The following is a 25,618-nucleotide window of genomic DNA, read 5'->3' as shown; positions in this document are numbered from 1 at the left end:
CCTCGGACGGATCCCCTGAGGAGACATCATGTGCACCCACCGTCCCGCCTGCCCCACCGCCGACCGCTCCGGCCACCACGCCGCCGCCATCGTCTCCGCCCACCCGGAACAGGGCTGGAGCCTCCTCTGCGACGGCACCATCGTCTTCGACGACACCGGTGAACTCCTGCCGGACGGCAGCGTCGTCGCCCCGCTGCGCACCCTCAGCCACGCACTCGCCGCCTGAACTCGACGCCTGAACCAGACGCCGGCTGCGCCTCGAAGTCCGTCAGTCGCGTCCCAGATCCAACCGCCAGTCGTTCGACATGCTCCAGTGCCCCTTCGGGTACTCGACGGAGACCTCGCCGAGCAGCGTGAACCCCGCCCTGCGGCACACCGCGTTCGACGCGGCGTTACCCACTCGGGGCAGCGCGTGCAGGTATCGGTGCGTGTTCGAGTCCCGCGCCACCTCGACGACCGCCCGGGCGGCGCGTACGGCGACGCCCCGGCCCTGGAACTCGGGCAGGACCCCCCATCCGGTCTCCCACACGGTCTCGCCCCGCCAGTCGTGTTCCCAGTAGCCGATCGAGCCGACGGTCTCGCCGGTGTCGGCCAGCGCGACCCGGTACATCTGCCCGGCCGCCACCTCGAGATAGCGGCAATGCCGGGCAGTCAGTTCCTCCTCGGTCTCCGGACCGCCCAAGTGCACCGTCATCCGGGGGCTGTTGATGCGCCGCAGCAGCCAGAAGTCGTCCTCCGACCAGGGCTCCAGCCGCACCCCGCCCCGGACGCCCGTCATCGGGCGAACACCTCGAACGCCACCGCCGGTCTGCCGCCGAACCGCTCCCCCGTGGTCCGGGCGTAGCCGGTGAGGAACTCGCGTGCGTAGGTCTCGGGGTCCTTCTCGGTCAACGCCGCCAGGTAGGTGCGGTGTTCGAGCAGGGAGGCGACCGCGCGGTCGAGGCCGGGGGTGGCGTCCACGGCGTGGGTGGGGGTCGAGGAACCGGCGACGGCGACCCAGCGGACGCCGTCCCAGGGCTCCAGGCCCTGTTCGACGAGTTCCGGGAAGATCCAGCGGTTCCCGGCGTCACCGGCGGCGTCCAGCGTGGCGCGGCCCACGGCCACGTGGTCCGGGGTGTTCCAGGCGACCCCACCCCAGGTGTCGCGGTGGTTGAGGGTGATGACCAGTTCGGGGCGGTGTCTGCGGATGGCGGCCGCGATGTCCCGGCGCAGGGCGGTGCCGTACTCGATGACGCCGTCCTTGTGGTCGAGGAACTCGACCTCGGACACGCCCACGGCGGCCGCGCTCGCCCGCTGCTCCCGCTCGCGCAGCGGGCCGCACTCCGCGGGCTCCAGGGTGTCGATGCCGGCCTCGCCGCGCGTCGCCAGGACGTACGCGACCTCGCGGCCCGCGTCGGTCCAGGCGGCGATCGCCGCCGAGCAGCCGTATTCGAGGTCGTCCGGGTGGGCCACCACGGCGAGGGCGCGCCGCCAGTCGTCGGGCATGGGTCCGAGTGGGGCCGGCTGATCCTTCTGCGGGTCGGTCATGTCGGCACAGTAGCCGTGAGCACCGACAACCGGCCCTCGCTCACTGCTCGTCGCGTGTCAGCGCCAGCAGCCGGTCCAGCACCCTCGGTCCCCCCGCCCGTACACCGTCGTGCTCGAACTCGTCCGTGACCCAGGTGCGCAGGCCCCGGATGGCGCGGGCGGTCCGGAGGGCGTGGGCGGTGTCGACGTACATGTCGTCGTGGTAGATCGCGGCCGCGACCGGCACCTCGTTGACGGCGAGCTGGTCCGGGTCGTACAGGGGCAGCCAGCCCCGCGCCCCGGCCAGATCCTCGGCGGTCTCGCGCAGAGGGCGCAGGGCGGGGTCGTTGTCGAACATCCAGGGGTGCACGGACTCACCCGTGAAGAGGAGCGGGCCGTCGCCGGTCAGCGTCTTGGCGGCGTCGAACTGCGGGAACCGGCGGCGCACCCGCTCGGCGGCCCAGTCCGTGGGGCCCGGGTCCTGACCGTAGATCGCCTCGTGGAGGAGCGCGTACAGCGGGTGGCCCGCGTACGACAGCAGCCCCTGGACCTCCTCCTGGAAGGAGTCGGACAGGGCGGGACCCTGCGGGGTGCGGACGAAGGCGTCCTCCAGCAGGAAGTGCAGCCGGTGGCTGCCGTCGCCGCGGCCGAGCATGATGCCCAGCGACTGGAACGCCTCGACGGTGAACCGGTAGCCGTTCGGCAGGACGACGTCGTGCTGGAGAAGGTGCTCGGCGATCTGCCGGGCGCGCTCGACGTCCTGCGGGTAGCGGGCGTAGTGCGCGGCGACCTTGCGTTCGATGCGCGGGTAGGCGGCCCCGTAGACATCGTCGGCGCTCGCGTCGAGGGAGGGCAGTCCGCCGGTGATGACGACGGTACTCAGGCCCTCGGGCGCGATGGACAGATAGGTGACCGCGCAGAAGCCGCCGAAGCTCTGGCCGAGGACCGCCCAGGGGGCACCGCCGGTGACCTCGGGGCGGATGGCCTCGCAGTCGCGGACGATGGAGTCGGCGCGGAAGTGGGCGAGGTAGTCGGCCTGTTCGACGGGGCCGCCGCGCAGCGGGAGGGTCTGGCGGTTGGCGGGGGTGGAGGCGCCGGTGCCGCGCTGGTCCAGGAGCAGGACCCGGTACTCCCGCAGGGCCCGCTCCAGCCAGGCCTCACGGCCGACGAAACGGTTCGCCCCGAAGCCGGGGCCGCCCTGAAGGTAGACCAGCCAGGGCAGTTCGGCCTCCGTCTTGTCGCTCGCGACGACCTCGCGCCCGTAGAGCTCGATCCGCTCCCCCGCCGGGTGGTCGTGCTTGAGGGGAACAGTGAAGCGACGGTCGGTGAGGACGACACCGGGCTGCCGGTAGCTGACGGACAACAGGGCTCCTTGAACGGACGGATTCCAGGCCGTGGTCCAGTCCAGCACAGATTCTTCGCCAGGCCGACTCCGTGGATCAAGAAAATCCCGGCAACCTCTACTGAATGACCGCTCAGCGCGCCGAGAGGCTGGAGCGCCGCACCACCAGTTCCGGCTGGAGGACGACCCGCCTGTGCTCGTGCGGGGTGGGCGCGGTCTCGGCCTCGGTCTCCTCCAGGAGGAGTTCGGCGGCGAGGGCGCCCATGGTGACGGCGGGCTGCCGTACGGAGGTGAGGGGGACGGCGGCCGCGGCGGCGAACTCGATGTCGTCGTAGCCGACGATGGCGAGGTCGTCGGGGACGCTCACGCCGGCCGCGTACATGGCCTGGAGGACGCCGAGGGCGAGCAGGTCGTTGGCGCAGAAGACGGCGGTCGGGCGGTCGGCGAGGCCGAGGATGCGGGCGCCCGCGTCCCGGCCGGCGGCCACGTCGAGGCGCTCGGTGGGCAGCTCGCGCAGGGCGTCGGCGCCGAGTCCCGCCTCGCGCAGGGCGTTGAGGGCGCCCATACGGCGGTCGCGGACCTGGTTGAGGCCCGCCGGTCCGCTGACGTACGCGATGGAGCGGTGGCCCGCGTCGACGAGATGCCGTACGGCGAGCGCGCCACCCGCGACGTCGTCGACGGAGACCGAGCACTCGGTGGTGCCCTCGGCGACCCGGTCGACGAGGACGAAGGGGATGCCGTGGCGGCGGAACGCCTCGATGTTGCGTCCGGTGGCGTCGGCGGGGGTGAGCAGCACACCGCGCACCCGCTGTTCGGCGAAGAGCGAGAGGTACTCGGACTCCTCGCCCGCGCTCTGCGCGCTGTTGCAGACCATCACGCCGAGCCCGGCGTCGCGCGCGGCCCGCTCGGCACCGCGCGCGACGTCGACGAAGAAGGGGTTGCCCATGTCGAGCACGAGCAACGCCATGATCCGGCTCCGCCCGGCCCGCAGCTGACGCGCCGACTCGCTGCGGACATAGCCGAGACGCTCTATCGCGGCCTGTACCCGGGCCCGGGTCCCGGAGGCCACCGAGTCCGGCCGGTTGATGACGTTCGACACCGTGCCGACGGAGACTCCGGCGGCAGCGGCGACGTCCTTGATACCCACCGACTGGGCCATGGGGTGGGGACCTCCAGGAAGGTGCGGAGCGGCGGGCATGTGTTCACATTACCTTCGGGCCACCACAGGAATGGCCTAGTCAGGCGCAGGAACTCGCCCGTCGTACGGGAATCAGGCGGGCAGTGCGAAGTCGATGACGCGGAGCGCCGACGGCGTGGTACCGCTCGACTTCACCTGGTACATCACGGACAGGACGTTGTCCTGGGCGATCCGGCTCTCGTCGAACACGACCTCGCCGAAGGCGTTGAGCCCGGAGCCGTCGAACAGGATCTTCCAGTCGGTGTGCCCGGAGGCCGCCGTGGCACCGGCGATCCGGCCGAACGGGAAGATCGCGTAGGCGTTGTTGTACTTGTCCATGACCAGCTTGGTGCGCTGGCTGGAGTTCAGCGGCACCGGTATCTCGGTCTTCGCCCAGGCTCCGGAGGAGCTCTTGCGGACGAGGAAGGCGCGGCCGTTGGCCGTGCGGTTGGCGACGTAGTCCGTGGTGCACTGGCCGAAGCGGCCGGGGACGTAGCTGATGATGGCGTGCGGTCGGCCGGCGGAGTCGGTCCACTGGCTCTCCTGGTTCATCAGGGAGTGGTCCGGGTTCAGCGCGTCCACGACGAGGCCCGCGTCGGTGACGGAGACCCGGTCGGAGCCGCCGGTGGTGCCGACGACGGCGCCCGCGTTGTTGCGCCAGGTACGGCCCAGGTCGTCCGAGTAGACGTAGCCGGTGTCGTGGTTGGTGATGCCGCCGCCGTTGCACATCACTGCGCCGTTCTGCTCACGCCACGTGAACATGGCGTGCAGGCGCCCGTTGCGGTCGTAGTCGATGCCGTGCAGGTACATGTTGCGGGCCGTGGAGGAGCCGTGCTCGCTGGTGTACGTGCCGGTGGAGCTGGTCCACTCGCCGAGGTTGGTCCAGGAGGTGCCGTTGTACTCGGCGAGGGCGTTGCGGCCGTTGCCGGAGATGCCGGCGCGGTAGCTGAGCTGAAGCTTGCCGTCGGGCATGGAGATGAACTGCGGGTAGGTGAACTGCGAGGTGAGCCCGAGGCCGTCGAGGGTGGACTGGGGGGCGCCGAAGCGGCTCGTGATCCAGCTCAGCCCGGCGGGGTTGTCCATGAGCCCGGCGACCGACTTGACGTAGGTGAAGCCGTCGCTGTGGGAGTCCATGTTGAGGTGGAGACGGCCGTCGACCTTGGAGACGCCCATGGAGATGACGTTGTGGGAGTCGTTGTAGCGCAGGGTGTGGCCGACCTTGACGGTGGACCAGGTGCTGGAGCCGAGGACGCGGCGGCCGACGACGGCGTTGCGGTCGGCGGTGTACCAGACGGCGTACTGGTAGCCCTTGTAGGTCAGCAGGGCGTTCTTCTGGAACGAGTTGTTGTTGACCAGGCCGTCGTAGGACACGAAGAAGATGGCCTGGCTGTCCAGCAGGGTGTTGCCGGTCTGGGTGACCGAGGGACCGGGGTCGGCGGCGCGGGCGGCGGTCGCGCCGAGTACGGGGGTCACGACGGCGCCGGCGAGTGCGGCGCCGAGCAGCGTACGTCTCTTCATCTCGGGGACTCCATTGTCGGGCGAGGTGGGGAGGGGGAGGGTATTGCTTCGTGGGGGGGGATCAGGCGAGGTGGAACACCTCGGTGAGGGGCTTCATGGCCTCGTCGGGCCGGGCGCCGTCGAGGGACTCGAAGAACGGCGCCATCTCCTTCTGCCAGCGGGCGTTGACCTCGGCGGCCTCCATGCCGGCGAGCGCGGCCTGAAAGTCCTCGGTCTCCAGGTAGCCGACGAGCAGGCCGTCGTCGCGCAGGAAGAGGGAGTAGTTGTGCCAGCCGGTGGCCGAGAGCGCTTGGAGCATCTCCGGCCACACGGCGGCGTGCCGCTCGCGGTACTCGTCGATCCGGTCCTGTCGGACTTTGAGCAGGAAACAGACGCGCTGCATGAGGTACCGCTCCTTAGCGGGGTGTTGAAGGGGACGGACGACTAGAAGTTGAACTGGTCGATGTTGTCCTTGGTGAAGACGGTCGGCTTGCCGAGGCTGATCACGCCGTCCTTGCCGATGGTGAACTCGCCCATGTCACCGGCGGTGAAGGTCTCGCCCTCCTTGCCGGTGATCTGGCCGGAGACCAGCGCCACCGAGGTACGGGCGGCCAGCTCGCCGAGCTTCGCCGGGTCCCACAGCTCGAAGCCCTCGACGGTGCCGTTCTTGACGTACTTGCGCATGTCGTTCGGGGTGCCGAGGCCGGTCAGCTTGACCTTGCCCTTGTACTTGGAGCCCGACAGGTACTGGGCGGCCGCCTTGATGCCGACCGTGGTCGGGGAGATGATCCCCTTCAGGTTCGGGTACTCCTGGAGCAGGCCCTGGGTCTGCTGGAAGGACTTCTGGGCGTCGTCGTCACCGTAGACGGTCTTGACGAGCTTGATGTCCTTGTACTTCGGGTCCTTGAGCTCGTCCTTCATGAAGTCGATCCAGATGTTCTGGTTCGTCGCGGTCTGCGCGGCCGACAGGATCGCGATCTCGCCCTTGTAGCCGATCTGCTCGGCGAGCAGCTGGACCTCGGTGCGGCCCAGGTCCTCGGCGCTGGCCTGCGAGACGAAGGCGTTGCGGCACTCCGGCTTGGTGTCGGAGTCGTAGGTGACGACCTTGATGTCGTTGCTCATGGCCTGCTTGAGCGCGGTGCACAGGGCGCCCGGGTCCTGCGCGGAGACGGCCATCGCGTCGACCTGCTGCTGGGTGAGCGTGTTGACGTAGGAGACCTGGCCGGAGGTGTCGGTGGCGCTGGACGGGCCGACCTCCTTGTAGCTGGAGCCCAGCTCCTTCAGGGCCGCCTCGCCGCCCTTGTCGGCGGAGGTGAAGTACGGGTTGTTGACCTGCTTGGGCAGGAAGCCGACGGTCAGGCCCTTCTTCAGCTCGGCGTTCGGGTCGGCCTTGCCGGTGGCGCTCGCCGAGGCGGTGTCGCTCTTGACGTCCTCCTTGGTGGTGCCACCACAGGCGGTGGCGGCGAGGGCGAAGGAGGTGACTGCGGCGAGGGCCGCACAGGAGCGGCGGAGGGTTGACTTGCGCATGAGGGTTCCTTTGTCACTGAGGGACGGGCGGGTGAGCGTGTACGAGACGGCGGTGGGGGCCCAGCCGGTCAGGAGGCTGGAGTGGGCGCCTTTGGCACCGGCGCTGAGGCTGCTCTACGGCCGGCCCTCGCGACGGAGATCTGACGTGCGACCCGGGGGCCGAGCACGGAGAGGACGAGCAGGACGCCGGTGACGACGATCTGCGACTGGGCGGAGACATCCTGAAGACTCATCACGTTCTGCAGCGTGCCCAGCAGGAAGACTCCCGCGATCGCGCCGCCGAGCGTGCCCTTGCCGCCGTCGAAGTCGATACCGCCGAGCAACACGGCGGCCACCACGGAGAGTTCGAGGCCCGTCGCGTTGTCGAAGCGGGCGCTGGCGTAGTGCAGGGCCCAGAAGATGCCGGTGAGGGAGGCCATGAGGCCGGTCAGCGTGAAGAGGATCAGCTTCTGCCGCTTGACGCGGATGCCGGAGAAGCGCGCGGCCTCCTCGCTGGCGCCGATCGCGTAGAGGGAGCGCCCGAACGGGGTGAGGTGCAGGGCGACCACGGCGATGACGAGCAGCACCAGGAAGGGGATGAAGGCCTGCGGGACGAAGCTGTCGCCGATCCGGCCGGCCGCGAAGTCCAGGTACTGCGTCGGGAAGTCGGTCACCGCGTCGGAGCCGAGCACGATCTGCGCGATGCCCCGGTAGGCGGCGAGAGTACCGATGGTGACGGCCAGGGAGGACAGGCCGAGCCGGGTGACCAGCAGGCCGTTGATCAGTCCGCAGACCACGCCGAGGAGCAGGCAGATCGGGATGATCGTCTCGATCGTCATGCCCTGGTTCCACAGGGCGCCCATCACCGCGCCGGACAGACCGGCGGTGGAGGCGACCGACAGATCGATCTCACCGGCGACCACGAGAAGGGTCATGGGGAGGGCGATCAGCGCGATCGGCAGGGTGTTGCCGATGAGGAAGGACAGGTTGAGCGCGTTCCCGAAGCCGTCGACCGTCGTGAAGGACAGCAGGAGCACGACGATGAGGAGGGCGCCGACAGCTGAATCCCACCTTTTCAGGGCGGACCAGCGGCTCGCGCGCGACGAGGTGGAATCAGCCATGGCGGGCGTTCCTCTTCTTCAGGGCGGTCGCCACCCGCAGCGCGACCACGCGGTCCACGGCGATGGCGAGGATGAGCAGGACGCCGTTGATGGCCAGCACCCACACCGAGCTGACGCCGAGGGCGGGCAGCACGCTGTTGATGGAGGTCAGCAGCAGGGCACCCAGGGCCGCGCCGTAGACACTGCCGGAGCCGCCGGTGAAGACGACGCCGCCGACCACGACCGCGCTGACGACGGTGAGTTCGTAGCCGTTGCCGGTGCTGGAGTCGACGTTGCCGAACCGGGCCAGGTACAGCGCTCCGGCGAGGCCGGCGAGGGCGCCGCAGAAGGTGTAGGCGACCAGGATCCGCTTGCGGACCTGGATACCGGCGAGGCGGGCGGCCTCGGGGTTGGAGCCGAGCGCGTACAGCTCGCGTCCACTGCCGAAGTGCTTCAGGTAGTACGCCGTCGCCACCAGCACCGCCAGGGCGATCAGCGCCAGGTACGGCACCGCGGAGATACCGCCGGAGCCGAAGTCGACGAACCCGTCGGGCAGGTCGGCCGCGGTGATCTGCCGGGAGCCGACCCAGATCGAGTCGATGCCCCGGATGATGTACAGCGTGCCGAGGGTGACCACGAGGGCGGGCACCTGGCCGAGGCTGACGAGCAGGCCGTTCAGCAGACCGAAGCCGATGCCCATGAGGACCGCCAGCACCACGGCCACGACCGCGTTCCCGCCGCCCTGGAGATACGTACCGGCGGCGAAGGCGCTGATGCCGAGGGTGGAGCCGACCGACAGGTCGACGTTCCGGGTGATGACGACCAGCGACTGCCCCACGGCGACCAGCACCAGGATGGTCGCGTTGAGCAGCAGGTCCTTGATGCCCTGCTCCGTCAGGAACTCGCTGTTGCCCAGCTGGGTGACGACGATCATCACCAGGAAGACGACCAGGATGGCGAGTTCACGCATCTTGAAGACGCGGTCCACCAGCCGGGTGCCACTGGACTTGGGCACCTCGGTGACGGGGGTGTTCTGAGGGGTGGTCACCGTCATGCGGCGGCCCTCCCGGTGGCTGCGGCCATCACGGATTCCTCGGTGGCTTCGGAGCGAGGGATCTCGGCGGTGAGCCGGCCCTCGTGCATCACGAGCACGCGGTCGGCCATACCGAGGATCTCGGGCAGGTCGGAGGAGATCATCAGCACGGCCACCCCGTCGGCGGCGAGCCGGCTGAGGAGGCGGTGCACCTCGGCCTTCGTACCGACGTCGATGCCCCGGGTGGGCTCGTCGACGATCAGCACCTTCGGCGCGGTGGCGAGCCACTTGGCGAGGACGACCTTCTGCTGGTTGCCGCCGGACAGGGTGTTGACGGTGTCGGCGATCCGGGCGTACTTCACCTGGAGCTTGACCGCCCAGTCGAGGGAGCGGCTGCGCTCGGCGCCGCGGTCGACGAGGCCCGCCTTCACCGTCGTACGGAGGCCGGTGAGGCCGATGTTCCGCTCGATGGACATGTCCATCACCAGGCCCTGGGCGCGGCGGTCCTCGGGAACCAGGGCGAGCCCGGCGGCCATCGCGGTGGAGGGGGCGCCGTTGGTGAGCGCCTTCCCGTCGATGTCGACCTCGCCCGCGTCCCAGCGGTCGATGCCGAAGACGGCCCGCGCCACCTCGGTACGGCCGGCTCCGACGAGGCCGGCCAGGCCGACGATCTCGCCGCGGCGGACGTCGAAGGAGACATCCGTGAAGACGCCCTCACGGGTCAGCCGGCGGACGCTGAGCGCGATGTCGCCCGGCTCGACCTCCTGCTTGGGGTACAGCTCGTCGAGGTCGCGGCCGACCATACGGCGGACCAGGTCGTCCTCGGTCATCCCCTCGATCGGTTCGCTGGAGATCCAGGCACCGTCGCGCAGGGTGGTGACCCGCTGGCAGATCTGGAAGATCTCTTCCAGGCGGTGGGAGATGAAGAGGACGGCCGAGCCCTGTTCGCGCAGGGTGCGGACGACACCGAAGAGCCGGGCCACCTCGCTGCCGGTGAGGGCCGCCGTCGGCTCGTCCATGATCAGGACGCGGGCGTCGAAGGAGAGCGCCTTGGCGATCTCGACGATCTGCTGGTCGGCGATGGACAGGCCACGCGCCGGGCGGTCGGGGTCGAGTTCGACGCCGAGCCGCTGCATCAGGGCGAGGGTCGCCGCGTGGGTGGCCTTGTGGTCGATGCGGCCGAGGGCGCGCCTGGGCTGGCGGCCCATGAAGATGTTCTCGGCGATCGACAGGTCGGGGAAGAGCGTGGGCTCCTGGTAGATCACGGCGATGCCCGCGTCCCGGGCGTCGGCCGGGCCGTGGAAGACCGTGGGCGCGCCGTCGAGGAGCACCTGACCGGAGTCCGGTCGGTGCACCCCGGCGAGGCTCTTGATCAGGGTCGACTTGCCCGCGCCGTTCTCCCCGGCGAGTGCGTGCACCTCGCCCGGGAACAGTTCGAGGGACACGTCCCGCAGGGCGCGTACGGCGCCGAAGGACTTGGAGATGCCCTTCAAGGCGAGAACGGGGGCCGGACCCGTGTTGGACCGGTGGGTCATGGGGGCTCCTCGACGACGGCCGGTGGCTAGCGGAGAGGCTGCCTCGCTGCGTCGTGAAAGGTTTCAACTAGGTTGCCGGGACGTTAGGCACCACACGCAGGTCACGTCAATGGGTTCCGGCCGAAATTTTTTCGATAGAAGAGGTCACAACAGGGTCACGGGCAACCATGTTGACCTGGGGGGTTGACAGTCCGGCGAGCCGCTCATAGTTTCCCGTTCTGAATCGTTTCAGACATCGAAGCCGGTAGGAGCCCTGACGTGACCGAGCTCGCCGCGGTGAAGGCCGCCCTCAAAACACAGGCCGTCGAGACGCCGTCGTGGGCGTACGGAAACTCCGGAACGCGCTTCAAGGTGTTCGCCCAACCGGGTGTTCCGCGCAATCCCTGGGAGAAGCTGGACGACGCCGGCAAGGTCCACGAGTTCACCGGCGTGGCCCCGACCGTGGCCCTGCACATCCCCTGGGACAAGGTCGAGGACTACGCGGCGCTCTCGAAGCACGCGGAGCAGCGTGGCGTGAAGCTGGGCGCCATCAACTCCAACACCTTCCAGGACGACGACTACAAGCTGGGGAGCGTCTGCCACCCGGACGCGGCGATCCGCCGCAAGGCCGTCGATCATCTGCTGGAGTGCGTCGACATCATGGACGCGACCGGCTCCCGGGACCTGAAACTGTGGTTCGCGGACGGTACGAACTATCCCGGCCAGGACGACATCCGTGAGCGGCAGGACCGGCTGGCCGAGGGGCTCGCCGAGGTCTACGAGCGGCTCGGGGACGAGCAGCGGATGCTGCTGGAGTACAAGTTCTTCGAGCCGGCGTTCTACTCGACCGATGTGCCGGACTGGGGCACCGCCTACGCCCACTGCCTGAAGCTCGGGCCGAAGGCGCAGGTCGTGGTCGACACCGGGCATCACGCGCCGGGGACCAACATCGAGTTCATCGTGGCGACGCTGCTGCGGGAGGACAAGCTCGGGGCGTTCGACTTCAACTCCCGGTTCTACGCGGACGACGACCTGATGGTCGGGGCCGCCGACCCGTTCCAGCTGTTCCGGATCATGTACGAGGTCGTGCGTGGGGGCGGGTTCACTCCTGAGGTCGCGTTCATGCTCGATCAGTGCCACAACATCGAGGCGAAGATTCCGGCGATCATCCGGTCGGTGATGAACGTGCAGGAAGCCACGGCGAAGGCGCTGCTGGTGGACCGGGAGGCGTTGCGCTCCGCTCAGCAGGCCGGGGACGTGCTGGAGGCCAACGCCGTGGTGATGGACGCGTACAACACGGATGTGCGGCCGTTGCTTCGTGAGGTGCGGGAGGAGATGGGGTTGGACCCCGACCCCATGGGGGCGTACCGGCGGTCGGGGTGGGCCTCGAAGATCGTGGAGGAGCGGGTGGGAGGAGAGCAAGCCGGTTGGGGAGCGTGATTCCGGGCCTCGTCTGCCAGTTCTCGTCCGTTGCGGACTGCGGGTCGTGTGTGGTTGATCGCGCAGTTCCCCGCGCCCCTGACGGGGCGCCGCAGTCCCCTTTCGTACATACGTCACCGTAAGGATTGATCTCGCATGGCAACCCATCCCGAAGCCGCCGCCCTCCTCGCCCGTTCTCGTCGGCTCGGAGCCGATCCCCGTAACACCAACTACGCCGGCGGGAACACGTCCGCGAAGGGGACCGACACCGACCCCGTCACCGGTGGTGACGTGGAGCTGATGTGGGTGAAGGGGTCCGGAGGGGACCTCGGCACGCTCACCGAAGCCGGGCTGGCCGTGTTGCGGCTGGACCGGATGCGGGCGCTCGTCGAGGTGTACCCGGGTGTGGAGCGCGAGGACGAGATGGTGGCCGCGTTCGACTACTGCCTGCACGGGAAGGGTGGGGCGGCGCCGTCCATCGACACCGCCATGCACGGGCTCGTGGACGCGGCCCATGTGGACCACCTGCATCCCGACTCCGGGATCGCGCTCGCTTGTGCCGCCGACGGGGAGAAGCTGACCGCCGAGTGTTTCGGGGACAGTGTGGTGTGGGTGCCGTGGCGGCGGCCGGGCTTCCAGCTGGGGCTGGACATCGCGGCCGTGAAGCGGGAGAACCCGCAGGCCATCGGGTGTGTGCTGGGCGGGCATGGGATCACCGCCTGGGGTGACACCGCCGAGGAGTGCGAGAAGAACTCGCTGCACATCATCCGGACGGCCGAGCGGTTCCTCGTCGAGCGGGGGAAGGCGGAGCCGTTCGGGCCCGTCGTCGAGGGGTACGAGGCGCCGGCCGCCGCGGAGCGTCGGGAGCGGGCCGCCGCGCTGGCGCCGCACATCCGGGCCATCGCCTCGCAGGACAGGGCTCAGGTCGGGCACTTCACCGACTCGGAGGTCGTTCTCGACTTCCTGGCGAGTGCGGAGCACCCCCGGCTCGCCGCCCTGGGTACCTCGTGCCCCGACCACTTCCTTCGTACGAAGGTCCGGCCGCTCGTGCTGGATCTTCCGCCGACCGCCGATCTCGACACGGCGATCTCACGGCTGAAGGAGCTGCACGCCGAGTACCGGGAGGAGTACGCCGCCTACTACCAGCGGCACGCCGAGCCCCACTCCCCCGCGATGCGCGGTGCCGACCCGGCGATCGTGCTGATCCCGGGTGTGGGCATGTTCAGCTTCGGCAAGGACAAGCAGACCGCGCGGGTGGCCGGCGAGTTCTACGTCAACGCGATCAATGTGATGCGGGGCGCCGAGGCGGTGTCGACGTACGCGCCGATCGAGGAGTCGGAGAAGTTCCGCATCGAGTACTGGGCGCTGGAGGAGGCCAAGCTTCAGCGGATGCCCAAGCCGAAGCCGCTCGCCACGCGGGTCGCGCTCGTCACGGGTGCGGGCAGTGGGATCGGGAAGGCCATCGCCCACCGGCTCGTCTCCGAGGGTGCCTGTGTCGTCGTCGCCGATCTGAACGCCGAGAACGCCGCTGCCGTCGCCGAGGAGCTCGGCGGGGCCGACAAGGCCGTCGCCGTGACCGTCGACGTGACGGACGAGGAGCAGATCGGCGAGGCCTTCAAGGCCGCCGCGCTGGCCTTCGGCGGTGTCGATCTCGTCGTCAACAACGCCGGTATCTCGATCTCCAAGCCGCTGCTTGAGACGTCGGCGAAGGACTGGGATCTCCAGCACGACATCATGGCGCGCGGTTCGTTCCTCGTGTCGCGGGAAGCGGCGCGGGTGATGATCGCGCAGGGGCTGGGCGGTGACATCGTCTACATCGCCTCGAAGAACGCCGTCTTCGCCGGGCCCAACAACATCGCCTACTCCGCCACCAAGGCGGACCAAGCGCACCAGGTGCGGCTGCTGGCCGCCGAACTGGGTGAGCACGGCATCCGTGTCAACGGGGTCAACCCGGACGGTGTGGTGCGTGGCTCCGGGATCTTCGCGGCGGGCTGGGGTGCCCAGCGCGCGGCGACCTACGGAATCGAGGAGGAGAAGCTGGGCGAGTTCTACGCGCAGCGGACCATCCTCAAGCGCGAGGTGCTGCCGGAGCACGTGGCGAACGCGGTGTTCGCGCTGACGGGCGGGGAGCTGACGCACACCACCGGTCTGCATGTCCCGGTCGACGCCGGCGTGGCCGCCGCCTTCCTCCGATGAGCGGGTCCGTGAAGTCGTACGCGGCGGTCGACCTGGGCGCGTCCAGTGGGCGTGTCATGGTCGGCCGCGCGGGGCGGGACTCGCTGGAGCTCGTCGAGGCCCACCGGTTCCCCAACCGGCCGGTGCGGACGCCCGAGGGGCTGCGCTGGGATGTGCTCGCGCTCTACGCGGGGGTGCTCGACGGGCTGAAGGCGGCCGGGCAGGTCGACTCCGTCGGCATCGACAGCTGGGCCGTCGACTACGGGCTGCTCGACGGTGACGGGGCCCTGCTGGGCAATCCGGTGCACTACCGGGACTCCCGTACCGAGGGCGTCGCGGAGAAGGTGTGGGCCACCGTGCCCGCCGCCGAGCTGTACGCGGCGACCGGGTTGCAGTACGCGCCCTTCAACACGCTGTACCAGCTGGTCGCCGCCCGGTCGTCCGCACAACTGGCTTATGCCAAGCGGCTGTTGCTCATTCCCGATCTGCTGACGTACTGGCTGACGGGCGAGCTGGGGACCGAGCTGACCAATGCCTCGACGACGCAGTTGATCGATCCCCGGACGCGCGACTGGTCGAACGACGTGGCCGAGCGGCTCGGGATCGATCTGGAGCTGTTCGCGCCACTGCGGCGGCCCGGGGATCCGGCGGGGTTCCTCCAGGAGCGGGTGCTGGAGGAGACCGGGCTGACGGGCCCGGTTCCGGTGACGACGGTCGGGTCGCACGACACCGCTTCGGCGGTGGCGGCCGTCCCGGCCACCGGGGAACGGTTCGCGTACATCTGTACGGGCACCTGGTCGCTGGCCGGCCTGGAGCTGGACGCGCCGGTCCTGACCGAGGCGAGCCGGGCGGCCAACTTCACCAATGAGCTGGGGCTGGACGGCACGGTCCGCTATCTCCGGAACATCATGGGGCTGTGGCTGCTCCAGGAGTGTGTACGGGAGTGGGGGGACCCGGATCTCGGCGCGCTGCTGCGGGGCGCGGCCGGGGTGCCCGCGCTGCGGTCGGTCGTGGACGCCGGGGACTCGGCGTTCCTCGCGCCCGGCCGGATGCCCGAGCGGATCGCGGAGGCGTGCCGGGAGTCGGGGCAGCCCGTGCCCTCTTCCCCCGCCGAGATCACCCGCTGCATCCTCGACTCGCTGGCGCTCGCCCACCGGCGGGCCGTCACCGAGGCCCAGGCGCTCGCCGACCACCCTGTCGACGTCGTCCACATCGTCGGCGGCGGCACGCGCAACGCCCTGCTGTGCCAGCTCACCGCCGATGCCTGCGGACTGCCGGTGGTGGCGGGACCGGCGGAGGCGGCGGCCCTGGGCAACGTCCTCGTCCAGGCCCGTGCCCATGGCCTCGTGGGCGACCGGGCCTCGATGCGGCAGCTCCTCGCCCGTACCCAGCCGCTGGTGCGGTACGAGCCGCAGGGCGACCCGGCGGCCTGGCGCGCGGCGGAGGCCCGGCTCACCGAGCGGTGAGCGGGGCCGTCCCTGCGGCCGATCGGCGGCCAGAGGTATTCCGTCGCCGATCGGCCCGCGGCGTCATTTCCCTCGGCACTCGGCGCGCGGGGCCTCTCGCCCTCCGCGTACTCGCGTCGTACCCTGCACTCATCCGATGACCGACCCCCAAGGAGCCGCGATGCGTGTCGCCCTGTTCCTGACCTGTGTCAACGACACGCTCTATCCGGACACCGGCCGCGCCGTGGTGAAACTGCTGACCAGACTGGGCGTCGACGTCGACTTCCCGATGGGCCAGACCTGCTGCGGACAGGCGCACTACAACACAGGATACCGGCATGAGGCCGAGCCGCTCGCCCGGCAGTTCTCCGATGTATTCCGGGAGTACGAGGCGATCGTGACACCGTCCGGCTCGTGCGGGGCGATGGTGCGCGAGCTGTATCCACGGATGGGTGAGCGGGCGCGGGCGGAGGGGCGCGGGGACACCCTCGCGCGGACTCTGGCGCCGGTCGTACCGAAGACGTACGAGCTGACCGAGTTCCTGGTGGACGTGCTGGGCGTGACGGACGTCGGCGCGTACTACCCGCACAAGGTGACGTACCACCCGACCTGCCACGGCCTGCGCAGCCTGGGCCTGGGCGAGCGGCCGCTGCGGCTGCTCCAGGCCGTGAAGGGGCTGGAGCTGGTGGAGCTGCCCGGCGCCGACGAGTGCTGTGGCTTCGGCGGCACGTTCGCCGTGAAGAACTCCGATGTCTCGGCGGCGATGGGCGCGGACAAGGTGCGCAACGCCGAGTCGACGGGCGCCGAGGTGCTGTGCGCGGCCGACAACTCGTGTCTCATGCACATCGGCGGCACGATGACCCGGCTGCGTACGTCCGTACGGCCGGTCCACATCGCGGAGATCCTGGCGAGCACGGAAGAGGAGCCCCTCGTATGAGCGGGACGTTCGTCGGTATGCCGGCCTTCCCCAAGGCCGCGCACGAAGCCGTGCACAACACGACCCTGCGCGGCAATCTGCGCCACGCCACGCACACCATCCGCGCCAAACGCGCGAACGCGGTCGCGGAGGTGTCCGACTGGGCCGCGCTGCGCGAGGCCGGCAAACAGATCAAGGACCACACGCTCCGCCATCTCGACCGGTATCTCGTGCAGTTGGAGGAGTCGGTCACGGCGGCCGGCGGCACGGTGCACTGGGCCGCCGACGCGGACGAGGCCAACCGGATCGTGACGTATCTCGTCAAGGCGACCGGTGAGAGCGAGGTCGTCAAGGTCAAGTCGATGGCGACGCAGGAGATCGGGCTGAACGAGGCGCTGGAGGCCGAGGGCATCCACGCCTACGAGACCGATCTCGCCGAACTCATCGTGCAGTTGGGCAAGGACCGGCCGTCGCACATCCTCGTCCCGGCGATCCACCGCAACCGGGGCGAGATCCGGGACATCTTCGCGCGCGAGATGAGCGAGTGGGGACGCCCGGCCCCCGAGGGTCTGACCGACACGCCCGCCGAGCTGGCGGACGCCGCGCGGCTGCATCTGCGGGAGAAGTTCCTGCGCGCCAAGGTCGGTGTCTCCGGCGCCAACTTCATGGTCGCCGACACCGGCACCCTGGTGGTCGTGGAGTCCGAGGGCAACGGCCGGATGTGCCTCACCCTCCCCGAGACCCTGATCTCGGTCGTCGGCATCGAGAAGATCGTGCCGACCTGGCAGGACCTGGAGGTCTTCCTCCAGACCCTCCCCCGCTCCTCGACGGCCGAGCGGATGAACCCGTACACCTCGACCTGGACGGGGACGACAGACTCCGGGACGGCTGACGGGCCGAGCACCTTCCATCTCGTCCTCATCGACAACGGCCGCACCGACACGCTCGCCGACGAGGTCGGCCGTCAGGCCCTGCGCTGCATCCGCTGCTCGGCGTGTCTCAACGTCTGCCCGGTGTACGAGCGGGCGGGCGGCCACGCGTACGGCTCGGTGTACCCCGGCCCGATCGGCGCCATCCTCAGCCCCCAGCTCCGGGGCACCGCGAGCGAGATCGACGCCTCGCTGCCGTACGCCTCGTCGCTGTGCGGCGCCTGCTACGAGGTGTGCCCGGTCGCCATCGACATCCCCGAGGTGCTGGTGCACCTGCGGGAGCGGGTCGTCCAGGGCGGCCCGGTGACGGAGCAGGGCAACAAGGTCGTGCTGAAGCCCGCGAAGGGGCATGCCGCCGAGCGGGCGGCGATGCGGGCGGCACGCTGGGCGTTCAGCCACCCCGGCGCACTGCGCACCGGACAGCGGCTCGCCTCCCGCACCCGCCGCTTCCATCCCCGTACGCTGCCGGGCCCCGGCAAGGCGTGGAGCGCCAGCCGCGATCTTCCCACGCTGCCCGCCGAGCCGTTCCGGGACTGGTGGCAGCGGACGAACGGTGGACGTACAGACGGTGGACGTACAGACGGTGGACGTACGAACGACGGACCCACGAACGACGGAAAGGGCACCGGCAAGTGAGCAGCAGGGATCTGATCCTCGGCCGGGTGCGGCGCGCCCTCGCCGACGTACCACGGGACGACACGCCGTACGAGCAGGCGGTTGAGCGGGGCTATCTCCGTGAACACGGCGAGCGGACCGTCGCGGAGACGGTGGATCTGCTGGCCGAGAACCTGGCGGACTACCGGGCGCTCGTGCACCGCACCGACGCCGACGGGCTCGCCGGGGTCGTCGCCGGGCTGCTGCGCGAGCACGGCTCGAAGACGGTGCTCACGCCGCCCGGGCTGAGTGAGGACTGGCTGGCAGCGGCGACCGATGTGACGCGTGTCCCGGACCGCGTGGAGAGCACCCCCCACGAGCTGGACCAGGTCGACAGCGTCGTCACCGCCTGCGCCCTGGCCATCGCCGAGACCGGCACGATCGTGTTGGACGGCTCCCCCGACCAGGGCCGCCGCCGGATCACCCTCGTGCCCGACCACCACATCTGCGTCGTACGGGTACCGGAGCAGGTCGTGTCGTCGGTGCCGCAGGCCCTCGAACGACTCGACCCGAAACGCCCGCTGACCTGGATCTCCGGCCCGTCCGCCACCAGTGACATCGAGCTGGACCGGGTGGAGGGGGTGCACGGTCCGCGCACCCTGGAGGTGGTGCTGGTGACCGGGATCGGCGACTGAGGCCGGGCCCCGCTCCTGACCGGCCAGGCCAACCGGCCCTGGTCGGCCTCTTCGGCCGGCCAGGGCTTCGGTTTCCTTGATCCATGAGGTCGGCCGGATCTCGATGGTGGGCGGTCGCCGTGGCGGTCTTCCGCTGATCACCCACGCGGTGATCTTGTTAGGTTGAGTGGCACCTACAGTCTTCAACTCGGGGATTTCCCATGTCACTTGACCGCCCGGTGATCAACAGCGACATTCCGCACTCGGCCCGGATCTGGAACTACTGGCTCGGCGGCAAGGACTGCTACGAGATCGACCGGCAGGTCGGCGACGAGATCCGCGAGGTGAACCCCCAGATCGTCGACATCGCCCGCGCCCAGCGGGCGTTCCTGCGCCGCACGGTCGCACACCTCACCGAGAAGGCCGGCTTACGCCAGTTCCTCGACATCGGCACCGGCCTGCCCACGGTGGACACCACCCACGAGGTCGCCCAGCGCATCGCCAGGGACACGCGGGTCGTCTACGTCGACCACGACCCGACCGTCCTCGCCCAGGCCACGGCCCTGCTCACCAGCACCCCCGAGGGCGCCACCGCGTTCATCGACGCCGACCTGCGCGACCCGGACACCATCCTCGAACGCGCCGCCCGCTCCCTCGACTTCACCCGCCCGGTCGCCCTCGTCCTGCTCGGCATCACCGCCCATGTGCCCGACGAGAGCGCGTACGACGTCGTCGCCCGGCTCCTCGACGCCCTGCCCGCCGGCAGCCATCTGGTCCTGGGCGACAGCACCGAGGTGTACCGGCCGGAAGCGATGCGGGTGATGGTCGAGCACTGGAACGAGGCGAGCGACAACCCGCGTATCAACCGTTCCCCCGAGCAGCTCGCCCGGTTCTTCGACGGGCTGGAGCTGCTGGAGCCCGGACTCGTGTCCGTGGCCCAGTGGCGGGCCGAGCGGGGCGGCTCCGACGAGCCGTGGGAGGTCGACTGTTTCGGCGGGGTGGCGCGAAAACCCTAGAGCGAGCCGCAGAAATTACGGCTCACTCTTGGCCAAAGCTTCGGCGGCCACCTTCAGGTCCGACACCAGCCCCGCGTACGCGCCCTCGCGGTCGTCGGCGCGGAGCACGGCGGACGGGTGCAGGGTGGCGACCACGTACGACCCCTGGTCGTCGGGCATCGGCAACAGGGCGCCTCGGTCCTTCGTGACCCGGAAGGAGCTGCCGAGCAGTGCCTTGCCCGCGGTCGCGCCGAGGGCCACCACGACCTCGGGCCGCACGAGGCGCAGCTCGGCGAGCAGCCAGGGGCGGCAGGCGGCGACCTCGTGCAGGTCGGGCGCCTTGTGGATACGGCGTTTGCCGCCGCCCGGGGGCCTGGTGAACTTGAAGTGCTTGACCGCGTTGGTCACATAGGCCGTGTCCATGTCGATCCCGGCCTCGTCCAGCGCCCGCCGCAGCAGCCGCCCGGCGGGACCGACGAAGGGCTCGCCCTGCCTGTCCTCCTGGTCGCCCGGCTGTTCACCGACCAGGAGGAGCCGCGCGGACTCGTTTCCCTTGCCGAACACCGTCTGGGTGGCGCCCTCGTGGAGGGGGCACCCCCGACAGTCGGCCGCGGCACGGCGATGGGCGGAGAGACCGCCGCGGCTCGGCAGATACGGCTCGGCGTCGTAGGCGTGCGGGTCCTGGGAGGGGGGCTTCGTGGGGCTCGTACGCTCCGTGCCGCTCGCACGTCCGGTTGAGCTCGCTTGCTTGGCGGGGGTCGCTTGCTTGGCGGGGGTCGCTTGCTTGGCGGGGGTCGCTTGCTTGGCGGGGGTCGCTTGCTTGGTTGCGCGCGCGTGCTTCGTGGGGCCCATCCGCTGCCACCTCCTTCACCGGGAGCCTGCCCGGAGCTCTTCACCGGGAGCCGGCTCGGAACTCGTTCCCGGGTACCCGATCCGTCCCGGATCCATCATGGTTTCGCGCGCACCGGGCACCCACGGACGAATGGCCCCCCTTCTCGCCCTCGCGTCCGCCGCCCTGTACGGCATCGTCGACTTCGCCGGGGGGCTGCTCTCCCGCCGGGTGCACTTCGCGGTGGTCACCCTGCTCGGCCAGGTGGGAGGCCTGCTGCTGGCGCTCGTGGTGGCGTTCGTGGCGCCGACGTCGGAGGTGCGGCTCCCGGACGTGCTGTGGGGCGCGCTGTCCGGCATCGGGAGCGGTGCGGCGATGACGTATCTCAACCGGGGGCTGAGCCGGGGCAGCATGAGCGTGGTGGTGCCGGTGAGCGCGGTCACCGGGGTGGCGCTGTCGGTGTTGTGCGGGGTGTTCCTGCTCGGCGACCGGCCCGCCGCCGTGGCGTGGCTGGGCATCGGCGTCACGCTGCCGGCGCTGTGGCTGGTGTCGGGCGGCGGCCGTGGCGCGGCCGACTCCGCGGCGGGGGCGGGGGCGGCAACCGGGAGCGCCGGAGACGGCGGGGACCGGGCGGGGGCGGCCGGGACCGGGGCAGCGCCGAGCGGGTTGCGGACGGGGGCGACCCTGGACGGGCTCCTCGCCAGTCTGGGCGTGGCGGTGCAGTATCTCGGGCTGGCGCAGGCCGGTGCCGGGAGCGGGGTGTGGCCGGTGGTCGCGGGGCGGGTGGCCGCGGTCGCCCTCCTGTTACCCGGGCTGTGGCGGCATGCCGGGCGGTTCCGTCAGCCGCCGGAGGTGTGGGGGAAGGCGGCCGCGATCGGGGCGGGGGCCGCGCTCGCGCTGATCCTCTACCTCTGGGCGGCTCAGCGGCAGATGCTGTCGGTCGTGGTCGTCCTGGCCTCCCTGTACCCGGCGGTTCCCACGGTCCTCGGCCTGACCGCGCTGCACGAGCGGGTGAACATCCGGCAGACGGTCGGGCTCGTCGGCGCGGCGCTCGCGATCCTGCTGCTCACTTTGGGCTGATCCGATCACCTCGTCCGACGGGACTCCCGCCGAGGAGGGTGCGGCCCCCGGCGGCCGCGCGGCCGATCGTCCCAGGTGGGAGGCGTACGGGCCCTGTCGGAGCGGTCACGGACGGTGTCCGGCGCGGCCCACCAAACTTGGGTCGTTCGTTTTCTTGAACTGTTCGTGTTTATGAGGGTAGGTTGGTCGCCATGACCGCATCCCAGCCTCCGAACACCGCCGAGGAACTGCGCGGTGCCGGCCTGCGGGTGACGGCCGCGCGCGTCGCGCTGCTGGAAACCGTCCGGGACGGCGACCACCTCGGCGTCGAAGCGATCGCCTCAGGGGTGCGCGATCGTGTGGGCCACATTTCCCTCCAAGCCGTGTACGAGGCCCTGAACGCGCTCGCCGGCGCCGGCCTCGTACGCCGCCTCGAACCACCCGGCAGCCCGGCCCTGTACGAGGGCCGTGTCGGAGACAACCACCACCACCTCGTATGCCGCTCGTGCGGTGTCGTGGCCGACGTCGACTGCGCGGTCGGGCATGCCCCGTGCCTGACCGCCTCAGACGACCGTGGCTTCGCGATCGACGAGGCCGAGGTCATCTACTGGGGCCTGTGCCCCCAATGTTCCAAAGCCAGCAGTTCAGCACCGTGATCCACCAGTTCCGGAAGGACTCCCATGACTGAGAACCACGACGCGATCGTCACGGACGCGAAGCCCGAGGAGACGGGAGGCTGCCCGGTCGCTCACGGCCGCGCCGCGCACCCGACCCAGGGCGGCGGAAACCGTCAGTGGTGGCCGGAGCGGCTCAACCTGAAGATCCTCGCCAAGAACCCGGCCGTGGCGAACCCCCTCGGTGAGGAGTTCGACTACGCCGAGGCGTTCAAGAACCTCGACCTCGCGGCCGTGAAACAGGACATCGCCGAGGTGCTGACCACCTCGCAGGACTGGTGGCCGGCCGACTTCGGCAACTACGGCCCGCTGATGATCCGTATGGCCTGGCACAGCGCCGGTACGTACCGCATCAGCGACGGCCGCGGCGGCGCCGGTGCCGGTCAGCAGCGCTTCGCTCCGCTGAACAGCTGGCCGGACAACGCCAACCTGGACAAGGCCCGCCGTCTGCTGTGGCCGGTGAAGAAGAAGTACGGCCAGTCCATCTCCTGGGCCGACCTCATGATCCTCACGGGTAACGTCGCCCTGGAGCAGATGGGCTTCGAGACCTTCGGCTTCGGCGGCGGCCGCGCCGACGTCTGGGAGGCCGAGGAGGACGTCTACTGGGGTCCCGAGACCACCTGGCTCGACGACCAGCGCTACACCGGCGACCGCGAGCTGGAGAACCCGCTCGGCGCCGTCCAGATGGGTCTGATCTACGTCAACCCGGAGGGCCCCAACGGCAACCCGGACCCGATCGCCGCGGCCCGCGACATCCGTGAGACCTTCCGCCGCATGGCGATGAACGACGAGGAGACCGTCGCCCTCATCGCCGGTGGTCACACCTTCGGCAAGACGCACGGCGCCGGCCCCGCGGACAACGTGGGCAACGACCCCGAGGCCGCCTCGCTGGAGGAGCAGGGCCTCGGCTGGAAGAGCACCTACGGCACCGGCAAGGGCGGCGACACCATCACCTCCGGTCTGGAGGTCACCTGGACCGCCACGCCGACCCAGTGGAGCAACGGGTTCTTCAAGAACCTGTTCGAGTACGAGTACGAGCTCACCCAGAGCCCGGCCGGCGCGAACCAGTGGGTCGCCAAGGACGCCGAGGCGATCATCCCCGACGCGCACGACTCGTCGAAGAAGCACCTCCCGACGATGCTCACCACCGACCTGTCGCTCCGCTTCGACCCGATCTACGCGGAGATCTCGCGTCGCTTCTACGAGCACCCCGAGCAGTTCGCGGACGCCTTCGCCCGCGCCTGGTTCAAGCTGACCCACCGTGACATGGGCCCGAAGTCGCTGTACCTCGGCGCGGAGGTCCCGGCGGAGACCCTGCTGTGGCAGGACCCGCTGCCGGAGGCCGAGGGCGAGGTCATCGACGCCGGCGACATCGCGGCGCTCAAGGCCAAGCTGCTCGCCTCGGGTCTGACCGTCTCGCAGCTGGTGTCCACCGCGTGGGCGTCGGCCTCCACCTTCCGTGAGAGCGACAAGCGCGGCGGCGCCAACGGTGCCCGTATCCGTCTGGAGCCGCAGCGCGGCTGGGAGGTCAACAACCCGGACGAGTTGCGTCACGTCCTGAGCGTCCTGGCGGGCGTCCAGTCGGAGTTCAACTCCGGCGCCAAGAAGGTCTCCCTGGCCGACCTGATCGTCCTCGGCGGTGCCGCCGCGGTCGAGAAGGCCGCCAAGGACGCCGGCTACGACGTCGAGGTGCCGTTCACCCCGGGCCGCGTGGACGCGACCGAGGAGCACACGGACGTGGAGTCCTTCGCCGCGCTGGAGCCTTCGGCCGACGGGTTCCGCAACTACCAGGGCAAGAGCAACCGCCTCCCCGCCGAGTACCTGCTTCTCGACAAGGCGAACCTGCTCTCGCTCAGCGCCCCCGAGATGACGGCCCTCGTCGGTGGCCTCCGGGTCCTGGGCGCCAACCACGCCCAGTCCTCGCACGGCGTCTTCACCGACACCCCGGGCAAGCTCACCAACGACTTCTTCGTCAACCTGCTCGACCTGGGCACGACCTGGAAGTCCACGTCCGCGGACCAGACCCTCTTCGAGGGCCGCGACGCGGCCACCGGCGAGGTCAAGTGGACCGGCACCCGTGCCGACCTCGTCTTCGGCTCCAACTCCGAGCTCCGTGCCCTCGCCGAGGTCTACGCGAGCGACGACGCGAAGGAGAAGTTCGTGAACGACTTCGTCGCGGCGTGGGCCAAGGTCTCCGACCTGGACCGCTTCGACCTGGTCTGATCAGCCCGATCACGGCGTCCGGGTCGGCCCTTCACGGGCCGGCCCGGACGTTTTTCGTGCGCCTGATGCTCGTGCGCTCATCCGCGAAAGCCTGCTCGATTCACCGGGCGGGCGTCCTCCGGGGCCCCGATCCAGCGGCTGGTCTCCACGTCGGCGGACGAGTCCCGCGGCAGAGTCGGCGCGATCACCAGCTCCTCGACGACCGTCCGCTGCGGGAGCGTGGCGCACAGCAGTACAGCCCGTGCCACGTCCTCCGGCTGCACCATGGCCGCCCGCTTCTCCTCGCTCGGCGGGGCGGCGCGGCTGTCCAGGATCGGGGTGTTGACCTCGCCGGGAAGGATGCAGGTGGCGCGGATGAGGTCGTTGCGGAAGGTGTTGTGCAGGTAGGTCATGAAGTTGCGTACGCCCGCCTTCGCCGCGCCGTACGGGGCTCCGCCGAGGAGGGTGGGCCGGACCGCGGCGAGTGAGGAGATCGTGATGATCGAGCCGCCGCCGCGCTCCAGCATGTCCGGGAGGACTGCCTGGGTGAGCAGATAGACCGCGGTGAGGTTGACGCCCATGACGGCGTTCCACTCCTCCTCGCCGGTCCAGCGGACGTCGGGCACTTTGCCGGCGCCGCCCGCGTTGTTGACGAGGATGTCGACGGGGCCGGCCTCGTCCCGGGTCCACTCGGCCAACTCCCGCACCTCGTCGGCGTTCTCGACATGCGTGGAGCGGGTGAACGCCGCGCCGCCGGCGTCCTTGATGACCGCGGCGACCTCGTCGAGGATGTGCTGCCGGCGTCCGACGAGGACCACCGTCGCACCCGCCTCGGCGAGCATCAGCGCCGTCTCCCGGCCGATACCGGTGCCCGCCCCGGTGACCAGCGCGGTCTTGCCTTCGAGGAGTCCCGTGCGCGGTCCTTGGAGGTGTCCCGTGCGCTGTCCGTCGAGATGTCCCATGTCCGTCAGCCCTCCCAGCCGTGGGCGCGCCGTGCGCCCTCAGGGTGAGGATGCCCTCCGCGAGGCGGCG

The 25,618-nt window shown here is 70.2% G+C and carries 23 protein-coding genes; 11 read left to right on the top strand and 12 right to left on the bottom strand.

The genetic code is table 11. The annotated features are described in order from the left end of the window. Nucleotides 1-28: 28 nt before the first annotated feature. Nucleotides 29-226 carry a DUF5999 family protein gene (locus JIX55_RS44115; RefSeq protein ID WP_257568820.1) on the top strand — a complete coding sequence of 66 codons (198 nt, stop codon included), beginning with the start codon at nucleotides 29-31 and terminating at the stop codon, nucleotides 224-226. 42 nt (nucleotides 227-268) lie between these two features. Here JIX55_RS44115 and JIX55_RS44110 read toward each other — a convergent pair whose 3' ends face one another. The 10 genes from JIX55_RS44110 to JIX55_RS44065 all read right to left on the bottom strand — a co-directional run bounded on the left by JIX55_RS44110 (nucleotide 269) and on the right by JIX55_RS44065 (nucleotide 10,696). Then, nucleotides 269-778 carry a GNAT family N-acetyltransferase gene (locus tag JIX55_RS44110; protein WP_257568819.1) on the bottom strand — a complete coding sequence of 170 codons (510 nt, stop codon included), beginning with the start codon at nucleotides 776-778 and terminating at the stop codon, nucleotides 269-271. Then, on the bottom strand, nucleotides 775-1,527 hold the full coding sequence (locus JIX55_RS44105; RefSeq protein ID WP_257568818.1) for a PIG-L deacetylase family protein: 753 nt from the start codon (nucleotides 1,525-1,527) through the stop codon (nucleotides 775-777). The genes JIX55_RS44110 and JIX55_RS44105 overlap by 4 nt, the downstream gene beginning before the upstream one ends. A 40-nt stretch (nucleotides 1,528-1,567) precedes the next feature. Next, nucleotides 1,568-2,869: an alpha/beta hydrolase gene (locus tag JIX55_RS44100; protein WP_257568817.1), complete on the bottom strand. Its 1,302-nt coding sequence runs from the start codon at nucleotides 2,867-2,869 to the stop codon at nucleotides 1,568-1,570. 112 nt (nucleotides 2,870-2,981) lie between these two features. After that, entirely contained in the window at nucleotides 2,982-4,007 is a 1,026-nt protein-coding gene (locus JIX55_RS44095; protein ID WP_257568816.1) for a LacI family DNA-binding transcriptional regulator, read from the bottom strand. A gap of 111 nt (nucleotides 4,008-4,118) precedes the next feature. After that, nucleotides 4,119-5,543, bottom strand: a complete 1,425-nt coding sequence (locus JIX55_RS44090) for a BNR repeat-containing protein (RefSeq protein WP_257568815.1) — start codon at nucleotides 5,541-5,543, stop codon at nucleotides 4,119-4,121. Nucleotides 5,544-5,604: 61 nt separating this feature from the next. Continuing rightward, nucleotides 5,605-5,925, bottom strand: coding sequence for an L-rhamnose mutarotase (locus JIX55_RS44085; protein ID WP_046705789.1), 321 nt, complete (start codon nucleotides 5,923-5,925; stop codon nucleotides 5,605-5,607). A gap of 41 nt (nucleotides 5,926-5,966) precedes the next feature. Further along, nucleotides 5,967-7,049: a rhamnose ABC transporter substrate-binding protein gene (gene rhaS, locus JIX55_RS44080; RefSeq protein WP_257568814.1), complete on the bottom strand. Its 1,083-nt coding sequence runs from the start codon at nucleotides 7,047-7,049 to the stop codon at nucleotides 5,967-5,969. Between the two features lie 68 nt (nucleotides 7,050-7,117). After that, nucleotides 7,118-8,149 carry an ABC transporter permease gene (locus tag JIX55_RS44075; protein ID WP_257568813.1) on the bottom strand — a complete coding sequence of 344 codons (1,032 nt, stop codon included), beginning with the start codon at nucleotides 8,147-8,149 and terminating at the stop codon, nucleotides 7,118-7,120. Further along, nucleotides 8,142-9,182: an ABC transporter permease gene (locus JIX55_RS44070; RefSeq protein ID WP_257568812.1), complete on the bottom strand. Its 1,041-nt coding sequence runs from the start codon at nucleotides 9,180-9,182 to the stop codon at nucleotides 8,142-8,144. Before JIX55_RS44070 ends, JIX55_RS44075 begins: the two co-directional genes overlap by 8 nt. Beyond that, nucleotides 9,179-10,696, bottom strand: coding sequence for a sugar ABC transporter ATP-binding protein (locus JIX55_RS44065; protein WP_257568810.1), 1,518 nt, complete (start codon nucleotides 10,694-10,696; stop codon nucleotides 9,179-9,181). The genes JIX55_RS44070 and JIX55_RS44065 overlap by 4 nt, the downstream gene beginning before the upstream one ends. 258 nt (nucleotides 10,697-10,954) lie before the next feature. On the opposite strand from JIX55_RS44065, the gene rhaI reads away from it, so the two are divergent. The 7 genes from rhaI (at nucleotide 10,955) to JIX55_RS44030 (ending at nucleotide 19,843) form a co-directional block, all read left to right on the top strand. Further along, the gene (rhaI, locus tag JIX55_RS44060) at nucleotides 10,955-12,115 is read left to right on the top strand and encodes an L-rhamnose isomerase (protein WP_257568809.1); all 1,161 of its coding nucleotides are present in this window, start codon (nucleotides 10,955-10,957) and stop codon (nucleotides 12,113-12,115) included. 135 nt (nucleotides 12,116-12,250) lie between these two features. After that, nucleotides 12,251-14,290, top strand: coding sequence for a bifunctional aldolase/short-chain dehydrogenase (locus tag JIX55_RS44055; protein WP_257568808.1), 2,040 nt, complete (start codon nucleotides 12,251-12,253; stop codon nucleotides 14,288-14,290). 8 nt (nucleotides 14,291-14,298) lie between these two features. Then, entirely contained in the window at nucleotides 14,299-15,735 is a 1,437-nt protein-coding gene (locus tag JIX55_RS44050) for a rhamnulokinase (RefSeq protein ID WP_257569699.1), read from the top strand. A gap of 160 nt (nucleotides 15,736-15,895) precedes the next feature. Further along, complete coding sequence (locus tag JIX55_RS44045) at nucleotides 15,896-16,651, top strand: (Fe-S)-binding protein (RefSeq protein WP_257568807.1); 756 nt, start codon at nucleotides 15,896-15,898, stop codon at nucleotides 16,649-16,651. Next, a complete protein-coding gene (locus JIX55_RS44040) occupies nucleotides 16,648-18,195 on the top strand; it encodes a LutB/LldF family L-lactate oxidation iron-sulfur protein (protein ID WP_257568806.1) in 1,548 nt (515 codons plus the stop codon). Before JIX55_RS44045 ends, JIX55_RS44040 begins: the two co-directional genes overlap by 4 nt. After that, complete coding sequence (locus tag JIX55_RS44035) at nucleotides 18,192-18,848, top strand: LutC/YkgG family protein (RefSeq protein WP_257568805.1); 657 nt, start codon at nucleotides 18,192-18,194, stop codon at nucleotides 18,846-18,848. Before JIX55_RS44040 ends, JIX55_RS44035 begins: the two co-directional genes overlap by 4 nt. A gap of 200 nt (nucleotides 18,849-19,048) precedes the next feature. Continuing rightward, nucleotides 19,049-19,843: an SAM-dependent methyltransferase gene (locus JIX55_RS44030; RefSeq protein WP_257568804.1), complete on the top strand. Its 795-nt coding sequence runs from the start codon at nucleotides 19,049-19,051 to the stop codon at nucleotides 19,841-19,843. Between the two features lie 15 nt (nucleotides 19,844-19,858). Here JIX55_RS44030 and JIX55_RS44025 read toward each other — a convergent pair whose 3' ends face one another. Further along, on the bottom strand, nucleotides 19,859-20,674 hold the full coding sequence (locus JIX55_RS44025; protein ID WP_257568803.1) for a UdgX family uracil-DNA binding protein: 816 nt from the start codon (nucleotides 20,672-20,674) through the stop codon (nucleotides 19,859-19,861). Nucleotides 20,675-20,804: 130 nt separating this feature from the next. On the opposite strand from JIX55_RS44025, the gene JIX55_RS44020 reads away from it, so the two are divergent. The 3 genes from JIX55_RS44020 (at nucleotide 20,805) to katG (ending at nucleotide 24,607) form a co-directional block, all read left to right on the top strand. Further along, nucleotides 20,805-21,731: an EamA family transporter gene (locus tag JIX55_RS44020; protein ID WP_257568802.1), complete on the top strand. Its 927-nt coding sequence runs from the start codon at nucleotides 20,805-20,807 to the stop codon at nucleotides 21,729-21,731. Between the two features lie 191 nt (nucleotides 21,732-21,922). Then, nucleotides 21,923-22,366 carry a Fur family transcriptional regulator gene (locus JIX55_RS44015; RefSeq protein WP_257568801.1) on the top strand — a complete coding sequence of 148 codons (444 nt, stop codon included), beginning with the start codon at nucleotides 21,923-21,925 and terminating at the stop codon, nucleotides 22,364-22,366. Between the two features lie 24 nt (nucleotides 22,367-22,390). Next, nucleotides 22,391-24,607 (top strand): catalase/peroxidase HPI, encoded by a 2,217-nt coding sequence (gene katG / locus JIX55_RS44010; RefSeq protein ID WP_257568800.1) that lies wholly within the window; start codon nucleotides 22,391-22,393, stop codon nucleotides 24,605-24,607. A gap of 77 nt (nucleotides 24,608-24,684) precedes the next feature. On the opposite strand, the gene JIX55_RS44005 is transcribed toward katG, so the two are convergent. Next, nucleotides 24,685-25,548 (bottom strand): SDR family oxidoreductase, encoded by an 864-nt coding sequence (locus tag JIX55_RS44005; RefSeq protein ID WP_257568799.1) that lies wholly within the window; start codon nucleotides 25,546-25,548, stop codon nucleotides 24,685-24,687. Between the last annotated feature and the right edge of the window lie 70 nt (nucleotides 25,549-25,618).

The organism is Streptomyces sp. DSM 40750, from assembly GCF_024612035.1.
Taxonomy (GTDB): domain Bacteria; phylum Actinomycetota; class Actinomycetes; order Streptomycetales; family Streptomycetaceae; genus Streptomyces.
Note: the sequence above shows the minus strand (reverse complement) of the source record. Positions and strands in the feature narration are given on the sequence as shown.